A 16762-nucleotide genomic window follows, 5' to 3' on the forward strand; every position below is an offset into this window, starting at 1 on the left:
CAGCAGCAGCACCCGCGGGCGTGCCGGGTCCCGGGTCATCGCGATCTCGGCCTTGGTCGGGAACATCTCGTTGCCCTTGTGGTACGTGTGGTAGACCGTCGCGGTCCGGCCGGTGAGCGCCTCCCAGTCCTTGAGCGCCTGGTCACGCGGGGTGTCGGTGAAACCACCGGCCGCCGCGCCCCACAGCACGCCGCACGAGGGCACGAGCAGCGCGTCGGTGACGCACTCGGCCGGCGGGGCGGTGGTCGGCGGCACCGTCGTCGGCGGCACCGTGGTCGGCGGGACGGTGGTGGGCGCCGTCGTCGGCGCGGTGGTCGTGGGAGCGGTGGTGGGAGCCGTCGTCGGCGCCGTCGTGGTGGGAGCGGTCGTCGGCACGGAGGTGGTCGGCGCGGTCGACGGGGTGGTCGCCTTCTTCACGACCGTCAGCCGCAACTCCGGGCCGCCGCCGGTGACGTCGCCGTACTCCAGCGAGCGCAGCCGGGTGACGCCCGTCTTGCTCGCCGACTTCAGCGCGAACGCGTACGTGCCGGACTTGGTGACCACCTTGGACAGGTCGAAGCTGACGCTGGTGTCGGTGACCTTCGGCTTGACCGAGAGCAGGGACTTGCCGAGCCTCGGCGCGTTCGCGGCGGTGATGCTCTTCTCGGACCAGGACGACGCCACGGAGTAGAGGGTCAGCGTCGCCGCCACCGGCTTGCTGCCCAGCGGGAGCTTCAGCTCGGCGCGGTTGATCGTGGCGCCCGAGGCCACCTTCGGCGCGAACTTCACGTAGGACAGTCGCGTCTCACCGTCGTCCTTGCCGACGACGAGCTTGTCGGCCCGGCCGAAGTTGGTCGTCTTGCGCGTGCTCGACGTGTACGCGTCGTCCGTGCTGTAGACGCTGACCGTCTCGGTCGTCGTCGCCGCCTGGGCCGCGCCGCTCAGCGCGAAGCCCGCGCCCGCAGCCACCACGCCGGTCACGGCAACGCCGATGATCCCCCGCTTGCCGTTCACCAGATTCCCCCTGTATGTCAATGAATCGCTGTCTGACATCCAGGTTCGACAGGGCGGGGTGCCGCTGCGGCGAGCGTTCGGGTGCAGCCCAGGTGCCTCCCGGCCGAAGGCATGGAGGGCGGCAGCGCGCGCCGCGAATGAAGGACTTTCCGGCCGCATCCCCGGCGACGGCCGGCCACGAAAAAGCGCCGCCGGACCGTAGTCCGGCGGCGCTTCTTTCAGGTACGGCTGGCGCTAGGTGTTCGCGGCCTCGGCGAGGACGAGCCGCAGCGCCTCCAGCAGCAGGTCTGAGGTGAACGGCTTCTTGACGAGCAGGGCGTCCTCGGTGATGAGCCCCTTGGTGACGGCGATGTCCTTGGGCAGACCCGAGATGTAGACGACGCCCATGTCGGGGCGCAGCTCCCGGCACCGGGCGGCCATCTCACCGCCCGAGACGCCGGGCAGGCCCAGGTCGGTCACGAGCACCGCGATGGGGCCGGGATGGTCCCGGCAGACCGCGATGGCCTGGTCGGCGTCGCCGGCGACCAGCGTCGCGTATCCGCGCCGCTCGAGCATGCGCCGCATGATGTCGCGCAGGTCCTCCTCGTCGTCGACGACGAGGACGGTGGGGCGGTCCCCCTGATCCTCCGACATGTCAGCCTCCTATCGGCGCAGGTGCGTTCACGCTAACGGCGCACCCGGTGCCCGAGGGCGGCTTTCGGGGTTCTAGAGACTCAACCGCCACTTGTCGAGGACCCCGGCGGTCGTGCCGACGGTGTCTTTGACCCGCAACGACCACTTTCCGTTGCGGCGCGTACCGGACAGGTCGATCGCGTACGTGTGGGCGATCCCGGCCGCTCTGTCCGCCTTGTTCGCGGCCTTGAGCGTGTAGGTGACCCCGGCCGGGCTGGTCAGCGTGACGACCAGCGAACCGCGGTACGCGTGCTTCACCGTCACCCCGACCGTCGACGCCGCGGAGGCCGTACCCGGGCAACCGGTGACGGTCTTGGAGCTGGTGGCGGTCGACCGCTTGTTGATCCGGACGTCCGTGCCCATGACGAACGGGCCGCACGCGCCCGCCGGGGCGGGCTGGACAGCGGTCTCGGCCGTGAGGAAGCCCGTCTGGAGCAGCCGGTTGACTGATCCGCTGCCCGGGCTCCGGACCTTGCCCTGGACGGCTTTCCCGGCGAGGGCCGAGGCGATCTCCGCGGGCGACCAGGCGGGGTGCGCCGCCGCGACGAGAGCGGCCGCGCCGGTCACGTGCGGCGTCGCCATCGAGGTGCCGCTCATGATCGTGGTCGCCGTGTCGGACGAGGCGCCGGCCGACGTGACCCGTACGCCGGGGGCGAAGAGGTCGAGGCACGAGCCGTAGTTCGAGAACGAGGCCCGGGCGTCCGTGCTGTCGGTCGCGCCGACCGTGATCGCCTCGCGCGCCGACGCCGGCGAGTAGTTACAGGCGTTCTTGCCCTCGTTGCCGGCCGCGACGGCGTACGTGACCCCGGCGGCGATCGACTTGGCGACGGCCGAGTTGAGCGCGGAGCTCACCGGGCCGCCGATGCTCATGTTGGCCACGGCCGGCTTGACGGCGTTGCGCGTCACCCAGTCGACGCCCGCGATGATCGCCGAATACGACCCGGAGCCCTTGCAGTCGAGGACTCGTACGGCGACGAGCTTGACGTCCTTCGCCACGCCGTACGTGCGTCCGCCGATCGTGCCGGCCACGTGGGTGCCGTGGCCGTTGCAGTCCTGCGCGGTGGCGTCGTCGTCGATGAAGTCCCGGCCGTAGCTCGCCCGGCCGCCGAACTCCCGGTGCCCGATGCGCACCCCGGTGTCCAGCACGTACGCGGTCACGCCGGCCGCCGAGCGGTACGTGTACGTCTTCGACAACGGCAGCGACGGCTGATCGATCCGGTCCAGCCCCCACACCGGGCCGGTCTGCGTGTCGGCGAGGCGTACGGTCGCGTCCTGCTCGACGTAGTCGACGGCCGGGTGGGCGGCCAGGCGGCGGGCCTGCAGGGCGGTCATGTCGGCGTGGAAGCCGCGGACGGCGGCGGAGTAGTCGGCCAGCACGCTTCCGCCGTAGCGCCGGGCGAGGGCCCGCGAGCTCGCGGCCACGTTCGTCGCCTCCGCCGACGAGGACTTGAGCACGACGATGTAGCTGCCGGTGATGGCGCCCGTGGCGGCTGCCCGTACGCTGCCCAGTGGCAGGGCGCCGGGCGTACCGGCGAGGGCGGGGCCGGACAAGCCGGTCACGGCCGCCACGATCGCCGCGCCGGCCGTCAGCCCGAGGCGCAGGGCACGGCGATGCCCGTCTTTGCTGGTCATTCGGGGTTCCTCCTCGTCCGGCCGGCCGGCGACGGAAGTCACCCGGGTAACAGGCATGCCGACGGTCGTTGGGGGAAATCGTGAGAAGAACGCAGAGCCGTCACGGGACCGTCCCGGTTGCGCGTGGGTTGCAGCGCGGCGGATCGGGACCCGGGTGCTAAGTCCACCGGAGGACGGGCCGAACTACCCGTCGTCAGGCCCGCTTGCACCGCCACCGAGCAAGGAGAGCGTTATGACCACCGTGCTGTCGCCCCAGATCGTCGTCGCCCCGTCGCTGACCGAGCGCTGCGACAGCTGCGGCGCGGCCGCGAAGCTGGAGCTCGCCCTCGCCAGGGGTGGCAACCTGGCCTTCTGCGGGCACCACGCGAACAAGTACGCCGACCGGCTCGCCGCCGTGGCCGCGAAGGCGACCGTCGAGGACGGCTTCGAGTGGGCGGGGCGCTCTGCCTCGGCGTGACCCCTTGACCCCATCCGCCGCGATATGATCGATCCCTCACGCTTGGGCCGATAAGCCCAGATTTAGAGGGGTTTCACCGGTGCAGATCGCGGCGCAGGACGTGGGCAGGCTGTCCCGGCTCGCTGCCGGATGCGCCGGTGCCGCGGTGGCCGCCGCCGGTGCCCTGAGCCTCGTCACATCCTCCGCCCGCAGCAGCGCCTTACTGTTCCTCACCTCCAGCCCGGCAGCCGCGCTCAGCGCCGCCGGGCTGGCGCTTGTCCTGCTCGCCCCGCGCCGGATCGGGCGGGCCACGCGGGCCGGCGCGTACGTCCTCGCCGGGCTCGCCGCCGCGCTGGGCCTGGCCGCGTTGCCCCGGCAGCCGGCCGCCGGGGTGGCCACCCTGCTCACCGGGCTCGCGCTGCTCTGCCTCGACCTGCGCGTACGCCGCCGCCCCGGTCATGCCGTGCGGTACCGCGTCGCCGATCCCCTGCTGGCCGGCGCCGCGGTCATCGCCCTCGTCGCGCTGGTGCCCCGGATGTTCGCGGCGACCTTTCCCGGCGAGCGGGGGCCGGACAGCGTGATGTCGCCGTACCACGCCGGGGCGCTGCTGATCCTGGCCGTGGGCATGGTGCTGGCGCGGCCCGAGTCGGGTCCCCTGCGCACGGCCGCGGCCGGCCCCGGCGTGAAGATCCGCCGCACGCTGCCCGCCGTCATCGCCGTACCCGTCGTCGCCGCGCTGGTGAGCGCGCTCGCCGTGCGTACCGGGATCAGCCGTCCCGTCGCCGCGATCAGCACCGGCGCCGTCCTCGCCGCGCTCGCGGTCCTGGCTTCGATCGGCTTCCTGGTCCGGTCCCTGGAGGGGGCCGACCGCCAGCAGCGGGAGCTGGTCGCGGAGCTGCACGAGCGGCGCGACTTCGCCGACACGCTGCTGCAGTCGATGAACGAGGCGGTCATGGTGCTCGACGCCAACTACCGCGTCATCGACGTGAACCGGCGCTGGCGCGAGCTGACCGGCCACGACGACCCGCCGGGACCGCCGGGACCGGGGACGCTGCCGCCGCCCGGCACACAGGACTGGCTGGTCCGGCGCGCCGACGGGACGGACGTGCCGGTGCTGGCCACGATGGCGGCGATCCCGGACGCCGACGGCCGGACCCGCGGCTACGTCACCACGTACGTCGACATCACCGACCGCAAGCGGGCCGAGGACGAGCTGAGCGAGCGGGCCACCGAGCTCGAGACCAGCAACGAGCGGCTGCGTGAGGCGAACGCGCGGCTCGCGGCGGCGCTGACCTTCAAGAACGACCTGACCTCGATGCTCACCCACGACGTGGCCCAGCCGATCAGCTCGATCGCCAGCCTCGCCGAACTGCTGCACGCCGACTACGCCGACCTGCCCGACGACATCCGGCTCGAGCTGGTCTCGAAGATCGACCGGAACACCCACCGGCTCATCAAGATGATGAACGACCTGCAGCTGCTGTTCCGGCTCGACACCGGCGCGGTCACGGCCCGCCGTACGCCGGTGCCGGTGCTGGAGGTCGTCACCTCGGTGACGGCGGAGCTGGACTGCGCCGAGGACGTCGGTGTGACCGTGGCGGAGGACGTCTCGGCGCTCGCCGACCGCCAGCACGTCTGGCACGTGGTGCGCAACCTGCTGATGAACGCCCTGGCGTACGGCGAGGCGCCGGTGCGGGTCAGCGCGGACCGGCACGACGACACGGTGGTGCTGGTGGTGCAGGACGGCGGGCCCGGCATTCCGGAGGACCTCGTGCCCAAGCTCTTCGACCGGTTCATGCGGGGTGCGGGCCTCGGGCTGTTCATCGTGCGCCACCTGGTGGAGGCGAACGGGGGCTCGGTCCGCTACGAGCGGGCCGAGCCCCGGGGTGCGCGCCTGATCGTGACCTGGGAAGCAGCCTCGATCTAGAGACCGCGCGGCCCTACCAGTCGTGGGCGCTGCCGCGCTCCTCCTCGTGGATGATCCCGTCGCGGCGGCCGTCGCGGGCGCCCATCGCCTTGCCACCCATCGAGGCCGAGGCGGCGCTCTGCCGGCCGGCCCCGGTGCCCGCGGCGCCCCCGCTGACGACGGGCCGGCCGGTGATCCGCCGGCCCGGCGCCAGGACGTCGTCGAGATCGTGCGGGTCGTTGATGCCGGGCGCCGAGGTGATGTCGACGTTGGTGCCGGCGACGGGGGTGCCGAGCGGCGCGGTGCCGGCGTTCGGCCGTACGCTGCCCAGACTGTCGGGCCGGGCGTTGCTGAACTCGCCGGCGCTCGTGCCCCAGCCGGCGCCGGGGCTGGGACGGCCGCTGCGCGCGCGGGTCGCCACCGAGGCGGGCGAGGCGAGGCCCGCCGTCAAGGTCTTGCTGCTGGCGCCGCCGAGCGGCACGGCGTCGCCGAGCTTGCCGGTCTCGATGAGGCTCTTGAAGGCGTTGAGGTCGTTCTTGAGCCGCTTGCTCAGCGTCTCCTGGGCGTGCCGGTCGCTGGGGAGCAGGAATGCGACATCCGCCTCGAGCTGCGCGACGATCTGCGTACGGGTCTCGCCCATCGGCCGCAGCGTGATGGTCTCCGACAGCGTCGGTCCACCGACCGCCGCCCAGGCCACCCGCTCGTCCACCGAACGCTCGGTGATCCGGGCGTCGAACTCGCGCCGGTCGCCGTCCACGTCCATCACCCAGTGCGTCCGGTCGTCGCCGACGGGGATGACCTGCTCGACGCCGGTCATGAAGCGTGGGTAGTTCTCGAACGCCGCCAGCTGCTCGTAGACGGCGTGCAGCGGTGCGCTGATCTCGACGGCCTGCTGAACCATACTCATCGCATCTCTCCCATGCTCACGTGCGGCTATGACAGAGAGTACGTAGACGAATACGTCTAGCGTTTGGTTTCCGCTCAGACCCGGCGCAGGTACTGCCACTGGCCGACCTCGGCGGCGTACCGCGCGTCACTGGCGGCCACCATGGCCACACCGGCATCGCGCAGCATGGCCACGACGCGCGCCGACGGGCTGCGCCACGCCTCGCTGATCTCGACCACCGTGCCGGTCGACCGGCAGGCCGCGGCGAGAGTGCCGAGCACCTCGGGCGTGACCGCCGCGTCGTCGATGCCCACCTGCGCGAGCAGGCTCAGCGGGCGGGCGAGCTGGGCCGGGGCATAACGGGAGGCCCGTTCGATGCCCTTGATCGTGGCGGTCACCGCGATCTCGGCCACCTGGTCCGGGCTGAGCCGGCCGGCGGCCAGCTGGGACCGCGCCTCGCGCGGCGTGACCGGCCCCGCGGGAAGCGGCAGCCGGGAGACCGCGACGGAGACCGCCTCGAGCTGACCCAGGTCGGCGGGCCAGGCCAGCCAGCCGTCCGGGCGGACGACCTCGACCTCGGCGGCGACGCGCAGGGTGAGCTCCGTACGGCGGCGGGCCCGGCGGACCGTATCCGCGTACGCGGACAGCCACGTGGTGTCCGGGCCGACCTGGTCGGCGAAGGTCAGGGAGGTGAGACCGGCCCGGTCCGCGGCGGAGACCACGACGCCCACGCTGTCCCGCCCGGCCGCGAAGCCGGTGTGCACGTGCGCGTCGGTACGCAGATCCAACGCGGCCGCGGGCGCGGCGAGCGTGGTGCCGTCCAGGACCGATTCGAGCTCTGCACCCACGATGACTCCCCGACCGTTCTGCGCGAAGGACGAGCTGCTCCCGTCCTGGCATTACAGTGCGGCCCCGGTGTTGTGGACCGGGGCCGCGCCAGGTGCATTCCGGGTGCGTGCTACAGCCTGAAACCGCCGATGAGCGTGCGCAGCTCCTCGGCCGTACGCGCCACGTCGTCGCTGGCCTGCCGGGTCTGGGTGACGCCGTGCAGGGCGGAGGCGCTGGCGGTGGAGACGTCGGCGATGTTCGCGGCGATCCGGCCGCTGCCGGAGGCGACCTCACCGATGCTGCGGCTCATCTCCTCGGTGGTCGCGGTCTGCTCCTCGACCGCGCTGGCGATCGTCGTCTGGAAGTCGTTGATCTTCGCGATGACCTCGCTGATCCGGCCGATCACCTCCACCGCGCCGGTCGTGTCGCCCTGGATCGCGGCCACCCGCGCCCCGATGTCCTCGGTCGCCCGCGCGGTCTCCTGGGCCAGATCCTTGACCTCGCTGGCCACCACGGCGAAGCCCTTGCCGGCGTCGCCCGCCCGGGCCGCCTCGATGGTGGCGTTGAGCGCCAGCAGGTTGGTCTGCTCGGCGATCGAGGTGATCAGCTTGATCACGTTGCCGATCTCGGCCGAGGACTCGCCCAGCTGCCGGATGGTCTCGGTGGCCTGCGCCGCCTCGGACACGGCGATCGCCGCGATCTGCGCCGCCTCGGTGGTGTTGCGGGAGATCTCCCGGATGCTCAGGCCCATCTCCTCCGAGCCCGCGGCCACGGTCTGCACGTTGCGGGAGATCTCCTGCGCCTCGTGCGACGCCGAGGAGGTCTGCGCGTCGGTGTCGTGCGCGGCGTCCGAGATCTGCCCGGCCACCGCCGACAGCTCGGTGGCGGCGCTCGCGAGGGTCTCCGCGTTGTGCCCGATCGTGGTCATCGACCGGTGGATCTCCTCCATCGCGGAGTCCATGCCGGCCGCCATCCGCCCGATCTCGTCCCGGCTGCGGATGCCCGTACGCCGGGTCAGGTCGCCCTTGGCCAGCGCGTCCACCACCTCGCCGAGCCGCTGCACCGGCCGCAGGATCGACCGTGCGAGCGGTACGGCCATGCCGATGAGCAGCACCAGCCCGACGATCACCACGATGCCCGTGATCAGGCGAGCGCTGGACTTCGTGGCGTCCATGTCGGCGCGTTCCTGATCGGTCGCGGCGGTCACCTTCTCGTTGAGCGCGCCCAGCTTGTCGTCGACCGCGTGGTTGCGTTCGGCGATCTGGTCGATGTTCGCGCGGGCCGCACCCCCGGGCGTCCCGGCCTGGCGCGCGAAGTCGGTGATGAAGGTGCCGAAGCTGTCGACGTCCGGCCGGATCCCGGCGAACTCGGCCGCGAGATCGGCGGGCAGACCGGCGCCCTCGACCCCCTCGGCGGCCTCGGTCGCCGACGCCACGTCGTCGGCGACGTCCTGGTTGACGTCCTGGCCCAGGGCCGCCCGGTACGCGTCGACCTTCAGCTCGCTCTGCCGGGTGTCGAGGTGGTTGAGCGCGGCCAGCCCGGCCTCGAGTCCCCGTACCCGGTCGGCTTGATCGGACAACCGGTCCTGGCTCACCCACGAGACGATCGTCAGCAGGAACAGCCCGATCACACCGGCCGCCACGATGAGCGCCAGCCGCTTCGCGATGCCCATTTGCGTCAATCGGGACATCCAACTCTCCCTCAGGGGTCAGCATGGCGGGGCGGGCGAATGCACGTGCCACGCCGGGTCCCGGGCGCGAGTGACAACCCGCCGCGGGACCCGTTGACCTCTCATTTTTCCGGCGTTTCCGTGCCCTGGGCGCCGTTTTGCGGGTTTTGCCGCAACTGTTCTGCGCTGCCCGGCGCTCGCCGGACCGTCCGAAGGGAACCCTTGATGAAGCGCCGACATCAGCGCACCGCCCTCGCCCTGCTCACGGCCGCCGGCACGCTGGGCGGCGCCGTCCCCGTGACGGCCGCATCGGCCGCGGCGGTGGCGGCTACCGGCACGGTGGCGACCGGCGGGACCCCGCTCAACGCGCGCAGCGGCCCGTCGACGACCAGCTCCCGGACCGGCACCCTCGACAACGGAGCGACCGTGTCCATCGTCTGCCGGATCGCAGGGCAATTCATCAGCGGCACGGTGACCAACACCGGCTACTGGGACCGCTTGGCGGACGACAGCTATGTCTCCGACGCGTACATCCGGCGCAGCGACGCCGAGATCCCGAAGTGCTCCACCACGACGCCGATGCCGGCGGTGACCGGCTCCTGGCTGCTCCCCGTGACCGCCGGCCTGGTGAGCGGCTTCCGCACCCGGCAGCGTCCCGCCCACGACGGCGTGGACCTCGGCGCGACCCGCAACACCCCGATCCGCTCGGCGAGCGCCGGCACGGTCATCCGCGTGGTCTGCAACGTCTCGCGGGGGACCTGCGACACGGACGGCGACAGCACCCTGCGTGGCTGCGGCTGGTACGTGGAGGTCCTGCACGCCGGGAACGTCGTGACGCGCTACTGCCACATGGTCCGCCGCCCGTCGGTGAGCGTGGGACAGCGCGTCGCGCGTGGCTCGATCCTCGGCTACGTGGGCACGTCCGGCGCCTCGTCCGGGCCCCACCTACACTTCGAGGTGCACGTGGGCGTACCAGCGACCAGCGCCAACGCGATCAGCCCGATCGCGTTCATGCGGGCGCGCGGCCTGACGATCCGCTGAGACGCCGAAGGGCCGGCTCCGCTCCGGAGCCGGCCCTTTCGTGCGTCGCGCCCGGCGACGGTCAGTCGCTCCTGGGTGGACGGTCGAGCATCTCGGTCAGCGCGCGGACCGCCGCATCCGTCGGGGAGGCCGCTTCGCGGTTGACCTCCCGCAGCTCCTGGTACACCTCTTCGCGGTGCACCTGGACGTCCCGCGGCGCCTTGATACCGATGCGGATGACGTCGCCGCGCGCCTCGAGCACGGTGACGACGACGTCATCGCCGATCATCACGCTCTCGCCGGCCTTCCTGGTCAGCACGAGCATCGTGGTAGCCCCTCACTCCATCCGTGGACAGGACACCGGCTGCGCCGGACCGCTCAGTAGTCCTTGCGCATGATGGCGCGGACCGGCATGTTGCTGCCGTTCAGGACGACCTGCATGGCCCGGCGCGTGTCCCGGTCGACCACGATCGGGGCGAGGAGGTTGGCGGTCGTCTCGTTGACCCCGGCGGTGATGACCACCATGAGCAGGAGCCGGTCCGGGTCCTTGGTGTTCAGGGCGGCGAACACGTCGTTCTCGATCTCGGGCGCGTAGTCCGGGAAGAACGGCTCCGGGGGCGCGACGAGGAAGCGGAGCTCCGGGTCGTCGATCGACGTGAACGCGTACAGGAGGCCCTCGTCGTTCAACCGGACCAGCACGAACTGCCGGTGTGCCGGGAAGCCGGGCATGGGGACAGCCATCTCGATGATCGGCATGTCCAGCTCGGTGTCGGTCATGGAGGCCCCAATCGGTCGGGACGCGGTGCGAGTACTCATGGTCACCTCAGGAAGTCGATGAGCGAGGGCTGGATCACCTTTGCCGAGGCGGCCAGAGCCGCCTGGTACGAGGTCTGCTGCAGCTGCATGTCCATGATGGTCTTCGGCAGGTCCACGTCCTCGACGTCGGAGAGCTGAGCCGTCACGTCCAGCAGCCGGTCTTCCGCGGACTGCTTCATCTGCGTAACCCGATTATATCGGGCACCTACCTCCGAAAGAGTGTTTTTCAGGTTATTACCTGCGGTCTCCAACCCTTCCAGCCCCGCGTTCAACCCGTCCATGTCGTTGGACCTCAACGCGGTCGAGATGTCCTCGAGCACCTTGAACACCGAGGTGCTGCCGTCGCCGAAGGCGCCCACCCCGTCGGCGTCCACCCGCACCTGCGAATTCGGACCGATCGTGCGGATCACGCCGTCCTGGTTGCCGATGAACTGACCGTCGGCGTCGAACGCCTTGGCCTGCGTGGTGGTGCCGCCGAACACCGGCCGGTCGAGGTACGTCGTGTTCGCGTACCCGATCATCGAGCTCTTGATCTGGTCGATCTCGGTGGCGAGCGCGTTGCGCGACTCGGCACTGTTCGAGCCGGCGTTGAGGCCCTGCAACGTCAGCGAACGGGCCCGCTGCACCAGGGTCGAGGCGCTGGTCAGTGTGCCGTCGAGGGTGCTCAGCCAGCCCAACCCGTCGTCGGCGCTGCGGACGTACTGGTTGTTGGCCCGGGTCTCGCCGCGCAGCTGCATCGACTGCAGCGTGCCGTTCGGGGAGTCCGAGGGGCGGTTGATCTGCTTGCCGCTGGAGAGCTGCTCCTGGATCTTCTCGCCGCGCTGGATGTTGCGCTGGAGGTTGGCGAGCACCCGCGTGTGGATGCTGCTCTCGGTGACCCTGTTCGCCATGTCCTGTCCTTACCTTCCGACCAGACCGGTGCGGTTGATGAGCTGGTCGAGCATCGAGTCGATCGTGGTGAGCACCCGGGAGGCGGCCTCGTACCCGCGCTGGTACGTCAGCAGGTTCGTCATCTCCTCGTCGAGGTTGACCCCGGACTCCGCCTCGCGGGCCGCGTCCACCTGCGCGGTGACGTTGACCTGGATCTCACTGCGCCGGGTCGACGTCTGCGCGTTGACCCCGAGGTCGGCGATCATGTCCTGGTAGACCAGGTCCGGGCTGCCGACCCTGGTCGCGGTGCCGGCGAGCGAAGTGGCCAGCGACCCGTCGTTCGTGCCGATCGGGTTGCCGTTCACGTCGAGCTTCGGAGTGCCGTCGGGGTTGGTCTCGTTCTTGGCGGAGATCGCGACGTCCTTCGGGTTCGTGATCGCCACGGTGATGTTCCGGGCGTACCGGCCCGTGGAGAAGTCCCCGGTGAAGAACTCGGTGCCGGCCGTGCCATCGGTCTTGTACGCCGAGGTCGTCGCGGCGTTCACCGTGTCCACCAGCGTCTTGGCCACCTTGTCCAGCTTCTCGGCCATGCCGGGCAGGATGGTCGTCATGGTGTCGACCATCGAGCCCATCGTGCCGCCGGCCTGGACGGTGTCGCCGGTGTCGGACCACGTGAGGCCGGCGGACCTGGTGCCGTTGGTGGGGTCGGCGTTGTAGTCGCGTTGAGCGTCCAGGGTGGAGACGCCGGCCGTGGCCGTCATCGGCCGCGTCGTGGTCCGGTTGACGAGGAGGGCGTTGCCGACGTACACGTCCATCGAGCCGTCGCTGCGGACCGAGGCGGTCGCGCCGATCAGCTCCGACAGCTTCATGACGGCCAGGTCCCGGCGGTCCTCGAGCTCGTTCACCACGACGCCGGTCGCCTTCGCCTTGACGATCGAGTCGTTGAGCTGCGCGATGGTGCCGGCCGCGGTGTTGATCTCGGAGGCGTACTTGGTGAGCTGGCTGGCGTTCGCCGACCACTGCGAGTCCAGTGAGCCGTACGCGCTGTTCAGTCCCTCCGCCACCACGCTGCTCTGCTGCAGGAGCGCGGACCGGGCGGCGACGCTGGTCGGCTCGTCGCCGACGTCACCCCACGCGGCCCACATGTCGTGCATCTGCGCCTGCAGCGCGGTGCTGCTGGGTTCGGCGAAGACGTCCTCGAGCGAGGTGTACGCGGCCGCCTGGTTCGACAGGTACGCGCTGTTCGCGTGCTCCGTACGGCCGCGGTTCTCCAGATACTGGTCGCGGAGGCGCTGCACGTCGGTGACGGCCACGCCGGTGCCGAGCCCGTCGGTCGTCGCCCAGCGCACCCCCACGGTGGAGCCGACCTGCGCCTGCATGTCGACCCGCTGGCGGGTGTAGCCCTCCGTGGTGGCGTTCGCGATGTTCTGACCGGCCACGTCGAGACCGCGGCGCTGCGCGTACAGCGAGGTCAGCGCGGTGTTGATACTGCCGAAGCTGCTAGCCATCAGATCGCCTCGTCCACCAGGCTCGGGCGGCGCACTCCGCCGCTGACGGTCTTGCCCTGCGGGCCATAGGTTTCCACTGTTCCGGCGAACGCGAGCATGGTTTCGCGAGCCGCGCGCTGGCCGGCGGTGAGCAGGTCACGGTTGGCCTCCGCCATGGTCCCGATCTCCTGCGTCAGGGTCAGGAAGGCCTTGCGGTGCTGGTGCAGCAGGTCGGACCAGGGCGCGGGCGCCGCGTCGGCGAGCTGGCCGAGGGACGCCTCCGCCGGCAGACCGAGCTCCAGCGCGACAGCCTGCGCGTACGCGGCCCGCGCCACCTCGGTCTGCCGGATCTGGTCCAGCACGACCTCCACCTCGCGGGTGGCGTGCGCGAGCCAGCGCGAGCGGTTGGAGGCCAGGAGCAGCTGCTCCTCCTCGAGCTTGAACAGCAGAAGCTCCAGCAGCTCCCGTGCCCGCCACAGGACGCTGGACAGGTCGGTCAGGCTCACCCGGTCCTCCGTCTTCCTCATGCGGGACGGCCCGGACGGCGCGTTCCCTGTTCATCCGGACAGGTCGGCACGGCAGGTGGGTCTCTGAGGGGTTTCCAGCCGGTAGCAGGCCGGAGATCTGGCAATCGCCCGAAAAGCCCGAAGAAATTTCGCAGACTGCTCATGACCGGCGGACGACCGCCGATCTGACTGGCGCAACGCCAACGGCTTACGGATGAGCCGCCACGGACCCGCACTCAAGGAGGAAACACCATGGGTCTCCGCATCAACCAGAACATCGCCGCCCAGAACGCCTACCGGAACCTGTCGGTCACCGACAGCCAGATGTCGAAGTCGCTGGAGAAGCTGTCCAGCGGTTTCCGCATCAACCGCGCGGCCGACGACGCGGCCGGCCTCTCGATCTCCGAGGGCCTGCGGGCGCAGGTCGGTGGCCTCAAGGTCGCCGTCCGCAACGCCCAGGACGGCATCAGCGTCGCGCAGACCGCTGAGGGCGCGCTCAACGAGGTCACCTCGATCCTGCAGCGCATGCGTGACCTGTCGGTCCAGGCCGCCAACGGCGGTTCGAACGACTCCGAGGCGAAGGCCGCGGCGCAGAAGGAGTTCGGCCAGCTGAACGACGAGCTGGACCGGATCGGCAACACGACGTCCTTCGGCAAGTCGAAGCTGCTCGACGGCACCTTCGGCAAGGCGCAGGAGGTCGTCGGCACCAAGCAGGACCCCAGCACGAACGCCCTGCCGACGGGCAACCTGACCTTCGAGATCACCGACATCGACGGCCAGACCCTGGCGGCGCCGATCACGGTGACCACGACCGGTCCCGGCGCCGGCGCCAGCGCCAAGGACGTCGCCGACTCGATCAACACCGCTCTGAAGAGCGCGCTGAAGGCCGGCGGCTACAAGGGTGACGAGATCCAGGCGAGCGCGACGGTCGCCGACGACGGCTCCGGCTACACCTTCAAGCTCGACGGCCCGAAGGCCTTCACCCTCACCGACACTGGTGGCGGCCTGGCCACCATCGGTGTCGCCGCGGCCGCGAGCACCACGAACACGGCGGCGAACTCCGGCCAGTTCCAGGTCGGCGCCAACAGCGGCGAGACGATGAACATCGCCATCGGCAAGATCAGCGCCAACTCCCTCGGCACCGACATCCTGGACCTGACGTCGGACCCGGACGCCGCGATCGACGCCCTCGACACCGCCATCCAGTCGGTGTCGGACCAGCGCGCCACGCTCGGTGCGTACCAGAACCGGTTCGAGCACACGATCAACAACCTGAACGTCTCGGTCGAGAACCTGTCCGCGTCGGAGTCGCGTATCCGTGACACCGACATGGCGCAGGAGATGGTCGCCTTCACCCGCAACCAGATCCTGACCCAGGCCGGCACCTCGATGCTGTCGCAGGCCAACCAGGCCTCGCAGAACGTTCTGTCGCTGCTGCGCTAACCGAACCGCTACCGGCAAGTCCTAACCGAATATCGCTGACAACCGAATAGTCGGGGGTAGCTGGCAGACGGCGCCGGCTACCCCCGCTTCGCATCTGTACCCGCAGGAAAGTAGGCGCCCCCGTGACCAGTTCGATCGACGGCCTCGTCAGTGGTCTCAGCACCTCCTCCATGATCAGCCAGCTGATGCAGGTGGAGGCGGCCCCGCAGACCCGCCTGAAGTCCAAGGTCACCGCCGCCGAGACGGTGGTGTCGTCGTACCAGGCCGTCAACACGAAGGTCTCGGCGATGAAGACCGCCGCCGACACCCTGAGCCAGCTCAGCACGTGGCGCGCGGTCAAACCCACCTCGAGCTCGACCTCCGTGACGGCGACCGCCACCGGCGGCACCGACGCGGTGGCCGGCGCGGTGAAGTTCTCGGTCAAGGCGCTCGCGACCGCCCAGTCCGCGACCATGCGCGTGGACACGTCCACCGAGCCGGATCCGCTCGACCCGGCGAAGACCCGCGGCGTCCAGTTGAACGTGCCGGACACGATCTCGATCACCGTCGGCCGGGAGGTGAACGGCGTCGTCACCGGCACACCGGTCGACATCGACGTCAGCAAGGACAAGTCCGCCAAGGGCATCCAGGCCGCCATCAACAACGCCGGCCTCGGCGTCAAGGCGACGCTCGTCCAGGTGGGCAGCAACCAGAGTGTGCTGCAGCTGAACGGCGCGAAGACCGGCGCCGACAACGCCTTCGCCGTCACCGGCCTCGAGAGCGCCGCCGCCGACGCGAACGGGCTCGTCCAGCTGACCACCGCAGCCGACGCGGTCGTCGAGGTCGGCGGTGGCGATGCGACCCCGGGCGGCTACACGCTCACCAGTGGCACCAACACTTTCACCGGTCTGATGGCGGGCGTCAGCATCACCGTCGGCAAGCTCGAGGACGACGTGACCGTCACCTCCACGTCGGACGTGTCCGGCATCGCCGCCAAGTTCCAGGCGCTCGTGGATGCGGCCAACAGCATGCTGGGCGAGATCAGCAAGCAGACCGCGTACGACCCGGACACGAAGAAGGGTTCGCCGCTGACCGGCGACTTCTCGGTGCGGCAGATGAGCCAGCAGGTGCTGAGCGCGATCAGCCAGGGCCTGTCCTACCGCAAGCCGGGTGCGCCCGCGGCGCCGGACCCCGCCACGGCGACGCAGGCGGACATCGACGCGGACAAGCTGGCCAACGTCGTCAACTTCGGCAGTCTCTCCAAGCTCGGCGTCGCCCTCGACTCGTCCGGCCAGCTGACCTTCGACGCGGCCAAGTTCACCGCCGCGTACAACGCGGATCCGACCGCGATCAAGGAGGCCGGGACCGCCTTCGCCGACAAGTTCGAGGCGCTGGCGACCACGCAGACGGCCAACGTCACCTCCTCCATCACCGGCCGCAAGAACGTCATCGACAGCTTGAACCTGCAGATCGACGACTGGGACACCCGGCTGCTGGCTCGGCGCGAGGCCCTGCAGAAGCAGTACTCGGGCCTGGAGACCGCCCTCTCCAAGCTTCAGTCGCAGTCCACCTGGCTCTCCGGCCAGATCGCCAGCCTCGGCTGACGCCCGCCCTACCCG

Annotated in this window: 16 protein-coding genes; 5 read left to right on the forward strand and 11 right to left on the reverse strand. The window is 70.6% G+C overall.

Annotation, left to right across the window (positions count from 1 at the left end; all coding sequences use genetic code 11):
• From AB0K03_RS30990 to AB0K03_RS31000, 3 genes are all read right to left on the reverse strand, one after another.
• The coding region (locus AB0K03_RS30990; protein ID WP_364692077.1) for a DUF7594 domain-containing protein at nt 1-993 on the reverse strand (993 nt) is incomplete at its 3' end.
• Nucleotides 994-1227: 234 nt separating this feature from the next.
• Complete coding sequence (locus AB0K03_RS30995) at nt 1228-1626, reverse strand: response regulator (protein ID WP_364692080.1); 399 nt, start codon at nt 1624-1626, stop codon at nt 1228-1230.
• Nucleotides 1627-1698: 72 nt separating this feature from the next.
• A complete protein-coding gene (locus AB0K03_RS31000) occupies nt 1699-3297 on the reverse strand; it encodes a S8 family serine peptidase (RefSeq protein ID WP_364692083.1) in 1599 nt (532 codons plus the stop codon).
• 232 nt (nt 3298-3529) lie between these two features.
• Here AB0K03_RS31000 and AB0K03_RS31005 point away from each other — a divergent pair, with 232 nt between their 5' ends.
• Both AB0K03_RS31005 and AB0K03_RS31010 read left to right on the forward strand, forming a co-directional pair.
• Nucleotides 3530-3754 carry a DUF7455 domain-containing protein gene (locus AB0K03_RS31005; RefSeq protein WP_364692086.1) on the forward strand — a complete coding sequence of 75 codons (225 nt, stop codon included), beginning with the start codon at nt 3530-3532 and terminating at the stop codon, nt 3752-3754.
• A 79-nt stretch (nt 3755-3833) separates the two neighbouring features.
• Nucleotides 3834-5660, forward strand: coding sequence for a PAS domain-containing sensor histidine kinase (locus tag AB0K03_RS31010; protein ID WP_364692088.1), 1827 nt, complete (start codon nt 3834-3836; stop codon nt 5658-5660).
• 13 nt (nt 5661-5673) lie between these two features.
• Here AB0K03_RS31010 and AB0K03_RS31015 read toward each other — a convergent pair whose 3' ends face one another.
• The 3 genes from AB0K03_RS31015 to AB0K03_RS31025 all read right to left on the reverse strand — a co-directional run bounded on the left by AB0K03_RS31015 (nt 5674) and on the right by AB0K03_RS31025 (nt 9043).
• Nucleotides 5674-6546, reverse strand: coding sequence for an SRPBCC family protein (locus AB0K03_RS31015; RefSeq protein WP_364692091.1), 873 nt, complete (start codon nt 6544-6546; stop codon nt 5674-5676).
• A gap of 74 nt (nt 6547-6620) precedes the next feature.
• Nucleotides 6621-7373, reverse strand: coding sequence for a hydrolase (locus AB0K03_RS31020; RefSeq protein WP_364692094.1), 753 nt, complete (start codon nt 7371-7373; stop codon nt 6621-6623).
• A gap of 110 nt (nt 7374-7483) precedes the next feature.
• The gene (locus tag AB0K03_RS31025) at nt 7484-9043 is read right to left on the reverse strand and encodes a methyl-accepting chemotaxis protein (RefSeq protein ID WP_364692097.1); all 1560 of its coding nucleotides are present in this window, start codon (nt 9041-9043) and stop codon (nt 7484-7486) included.
• Between the two features lie 204 nt (nt 9044-9247).
• Here AB0K03_RS31025 and AB0K03_RS31030 point away from each other — a divergent pair, with 204 nt between their 5' ends.
• Complete coding sequence (locus AB0K03_RS31030; protein WP_364692100.1) at nt 9248-10063, forward strand: peptidoglycan DD-metalloendopeptidase family protein; 816 nt, start codon at nt 9248-9250, stop codon at nt 10061-10063.
• 61 nt (nt 10064-10124) lie between these two features.
• On the opposite strand, the gene csrA is transcribed toward AB0K03_RS31030, so the two are convergent.
• From csrA to flgN, 5 genes are read right to left on the reverse strand one after another with little or no spacing between them, the layout of a single operon-like run.
• Nucleotides 10125-10367, reverse strand: coding sequence for a carbon storage regulator CsrA (csrA, locus tag AB0K03_RS31035; RefSeq protein WP_364692102.1), 243 nt, complete (start codon nt 10365-10367; stop codon nt 10125-10127).
• Nucleotides 10368-10420: 53 nt separating this feature from the next.
• A complete protein-coding gene (locus tag AB0K03_RS31040) occupies nt 10421-10819 on the reverse strand; it encodes a flagellar assembly protein FliW (protein ID WP_364692105.1) in 399 nt (132 codons plus the stop codon).
• Nucleotides 10820-10860: 41 nt separating this feature from the next.
• Complete coding sequence (gene flgL, locus AB0K03_RS31045) at nt 10861-11748, reverse strand: flagellar hook-associated protein FlgL (RefSeq protein ID WP_364692107.1); 888 nt, start codon at nt 11746-11748, stop codon at nt 10861-10863.
• 9 nt (nt 11749-11757) lie between these two features.
• The gene (gene flgK, locus AB0K03_RS31050) at nt 11758-13236 is read right to left on the reverse strand and encodes a flagellar hook-associated protein FlgK (RefSeq protein WP_364692110.1); all 1479 of its coding nucleotides are present in this window, start codon (nt 13234-13236) and stop codon (nt 11758-11760) included.
• Nucleotides 13236-13721 carry a flagellar export chaperone FlgN gene (gene flgN / locus AB0K03_RS31055; protein WP_249610680.1) on the reverse strand — a complete coding sequence of 162 codons (486 nt, stop codon included), beginning with the start codon at nt 13719-13721 and terminating at the stop codon, nt 13236-13238. Before flgN ends, flgK begins: the two co-directional genes overlap by 1 nt.
• Before the next feature lie 252 nt (nt 13722-13973).
• Between flgN and AB0K03_RS31060 the strand changes: the two genes are divergently transcribed.
• Together AB0K03_RS31060 and fliD are read left to right on the forward strand one after the other, a co-directional pair.
• Nucleotides 13974-15164, forward strand: coding sequence for a flagellin (locus AB0K03_RS31060; protein WP_364692112.1), 1191 nt, complete (start codon nt 13974-13976; stop codon nt 15162-15164).
• A gap of 122 nt (nt 15165-15286) precedes the next feature.
• Nucleotides 15287-16747, forward strand: coding sequence for a flagellar filament capping protein FliD (gene fliD / locus AB0K03_RS31065; protein ID WP_364692115.1), 1461 nt, complete (start codon nt 15287-15289; stop codon nt 16745-16747).
• Nucleotides 16748-16762: the final 15 nt, after the last annotated feature.

It is taken from the genome of Actinoplanes sp. NPDC049316 (genome assembly GCF_040677315.1).
In the GTDB taxonomy this organism is placed as follows: Bacteria; Actinomycetota; Actinomycetes; order Mycobacteriales; family Micromonosporaceae; genus Actinoplanes.

Bases quoted from the DNA above. Each gene is read 5' to 3' on its own strand.
- csrA (WP_364692102.1), bottom strand. From the start codon at position 10,367: ATGCTCGTGCTGACCAGGAAGGCCGGCGAGAGCGTGATGATCGGCGAT.
- flgK (WP_364692110.1), bottom strand. From the start codon at position 13,236: ATGGCTAGCAGCTTCGGCAGTATCAACACCGCGCTGACCTCGCTGTAC.
- AB0K03_RS31060 (WP_364692112.1), top strand. From the start codon at position 13,974: ATGGGTCTCCGCATCAACCAGAACATCGCCGCCCAGAACGCCTACCGG.
- AB0K03_RS30995 (WP_364692080.1), bottom strand. From the start codon at position 1,626: ATGTCGGAGGATCAGGGGGACCGCCCCACCGTCCTCGTCGTCGACGAC.
- AB0K03_RS31000 (WP_364692083.1), bottom strand. From the start codon at position 3,297: ATGACCAGCAAAGACGGGCATCGCCGTGCCCTGCGCCTCGGGCTGACG.
- AB0K03_RS31025 (WP_364692097.1), bottom strand. From the start codon at position 9,043: ATGTCCCGATTGACGCAAATGGGCATCGCGAAGCGGCTGGCGCTCATC.
- AB0K03_RS31030 (WP_364692100.1), top strand. From the start codon at position 9,248: ATGAAGCGCCGACATCAGCGCACCGCCCTCGCCCTGCTCACGGCCGCC.
- flgL (WP_364692107.1), bottom strand. From the start codon at position 11,748: ATGGCGAACAGGGTCACCGAGAGCAGCATCCACACGCGGGTGCTCGCC.
- AB0K03_RS31005 (WP_364692086.1), top strand. From the start codon at position 3,530: ATGACCACCGTGCTGTCGCCCCAGATCGTCGTCGCCCCGTCGCTGACC.
- AB0K03_RS31040 (WP_364692105.1), bottom strand. From the start codon at position 10,819: ATGACCGACACCGAGCTGGACATGCCGATCATCGAGATGGCTGTCCCC.
- AB0K03_RS31015 (WP_364692091.1), bottom strand. From the start codon at position 6,546: ATGAGTATGGTTCAGCAGGCCGTCGAGATCAGCGCACCGCTGCACGCC.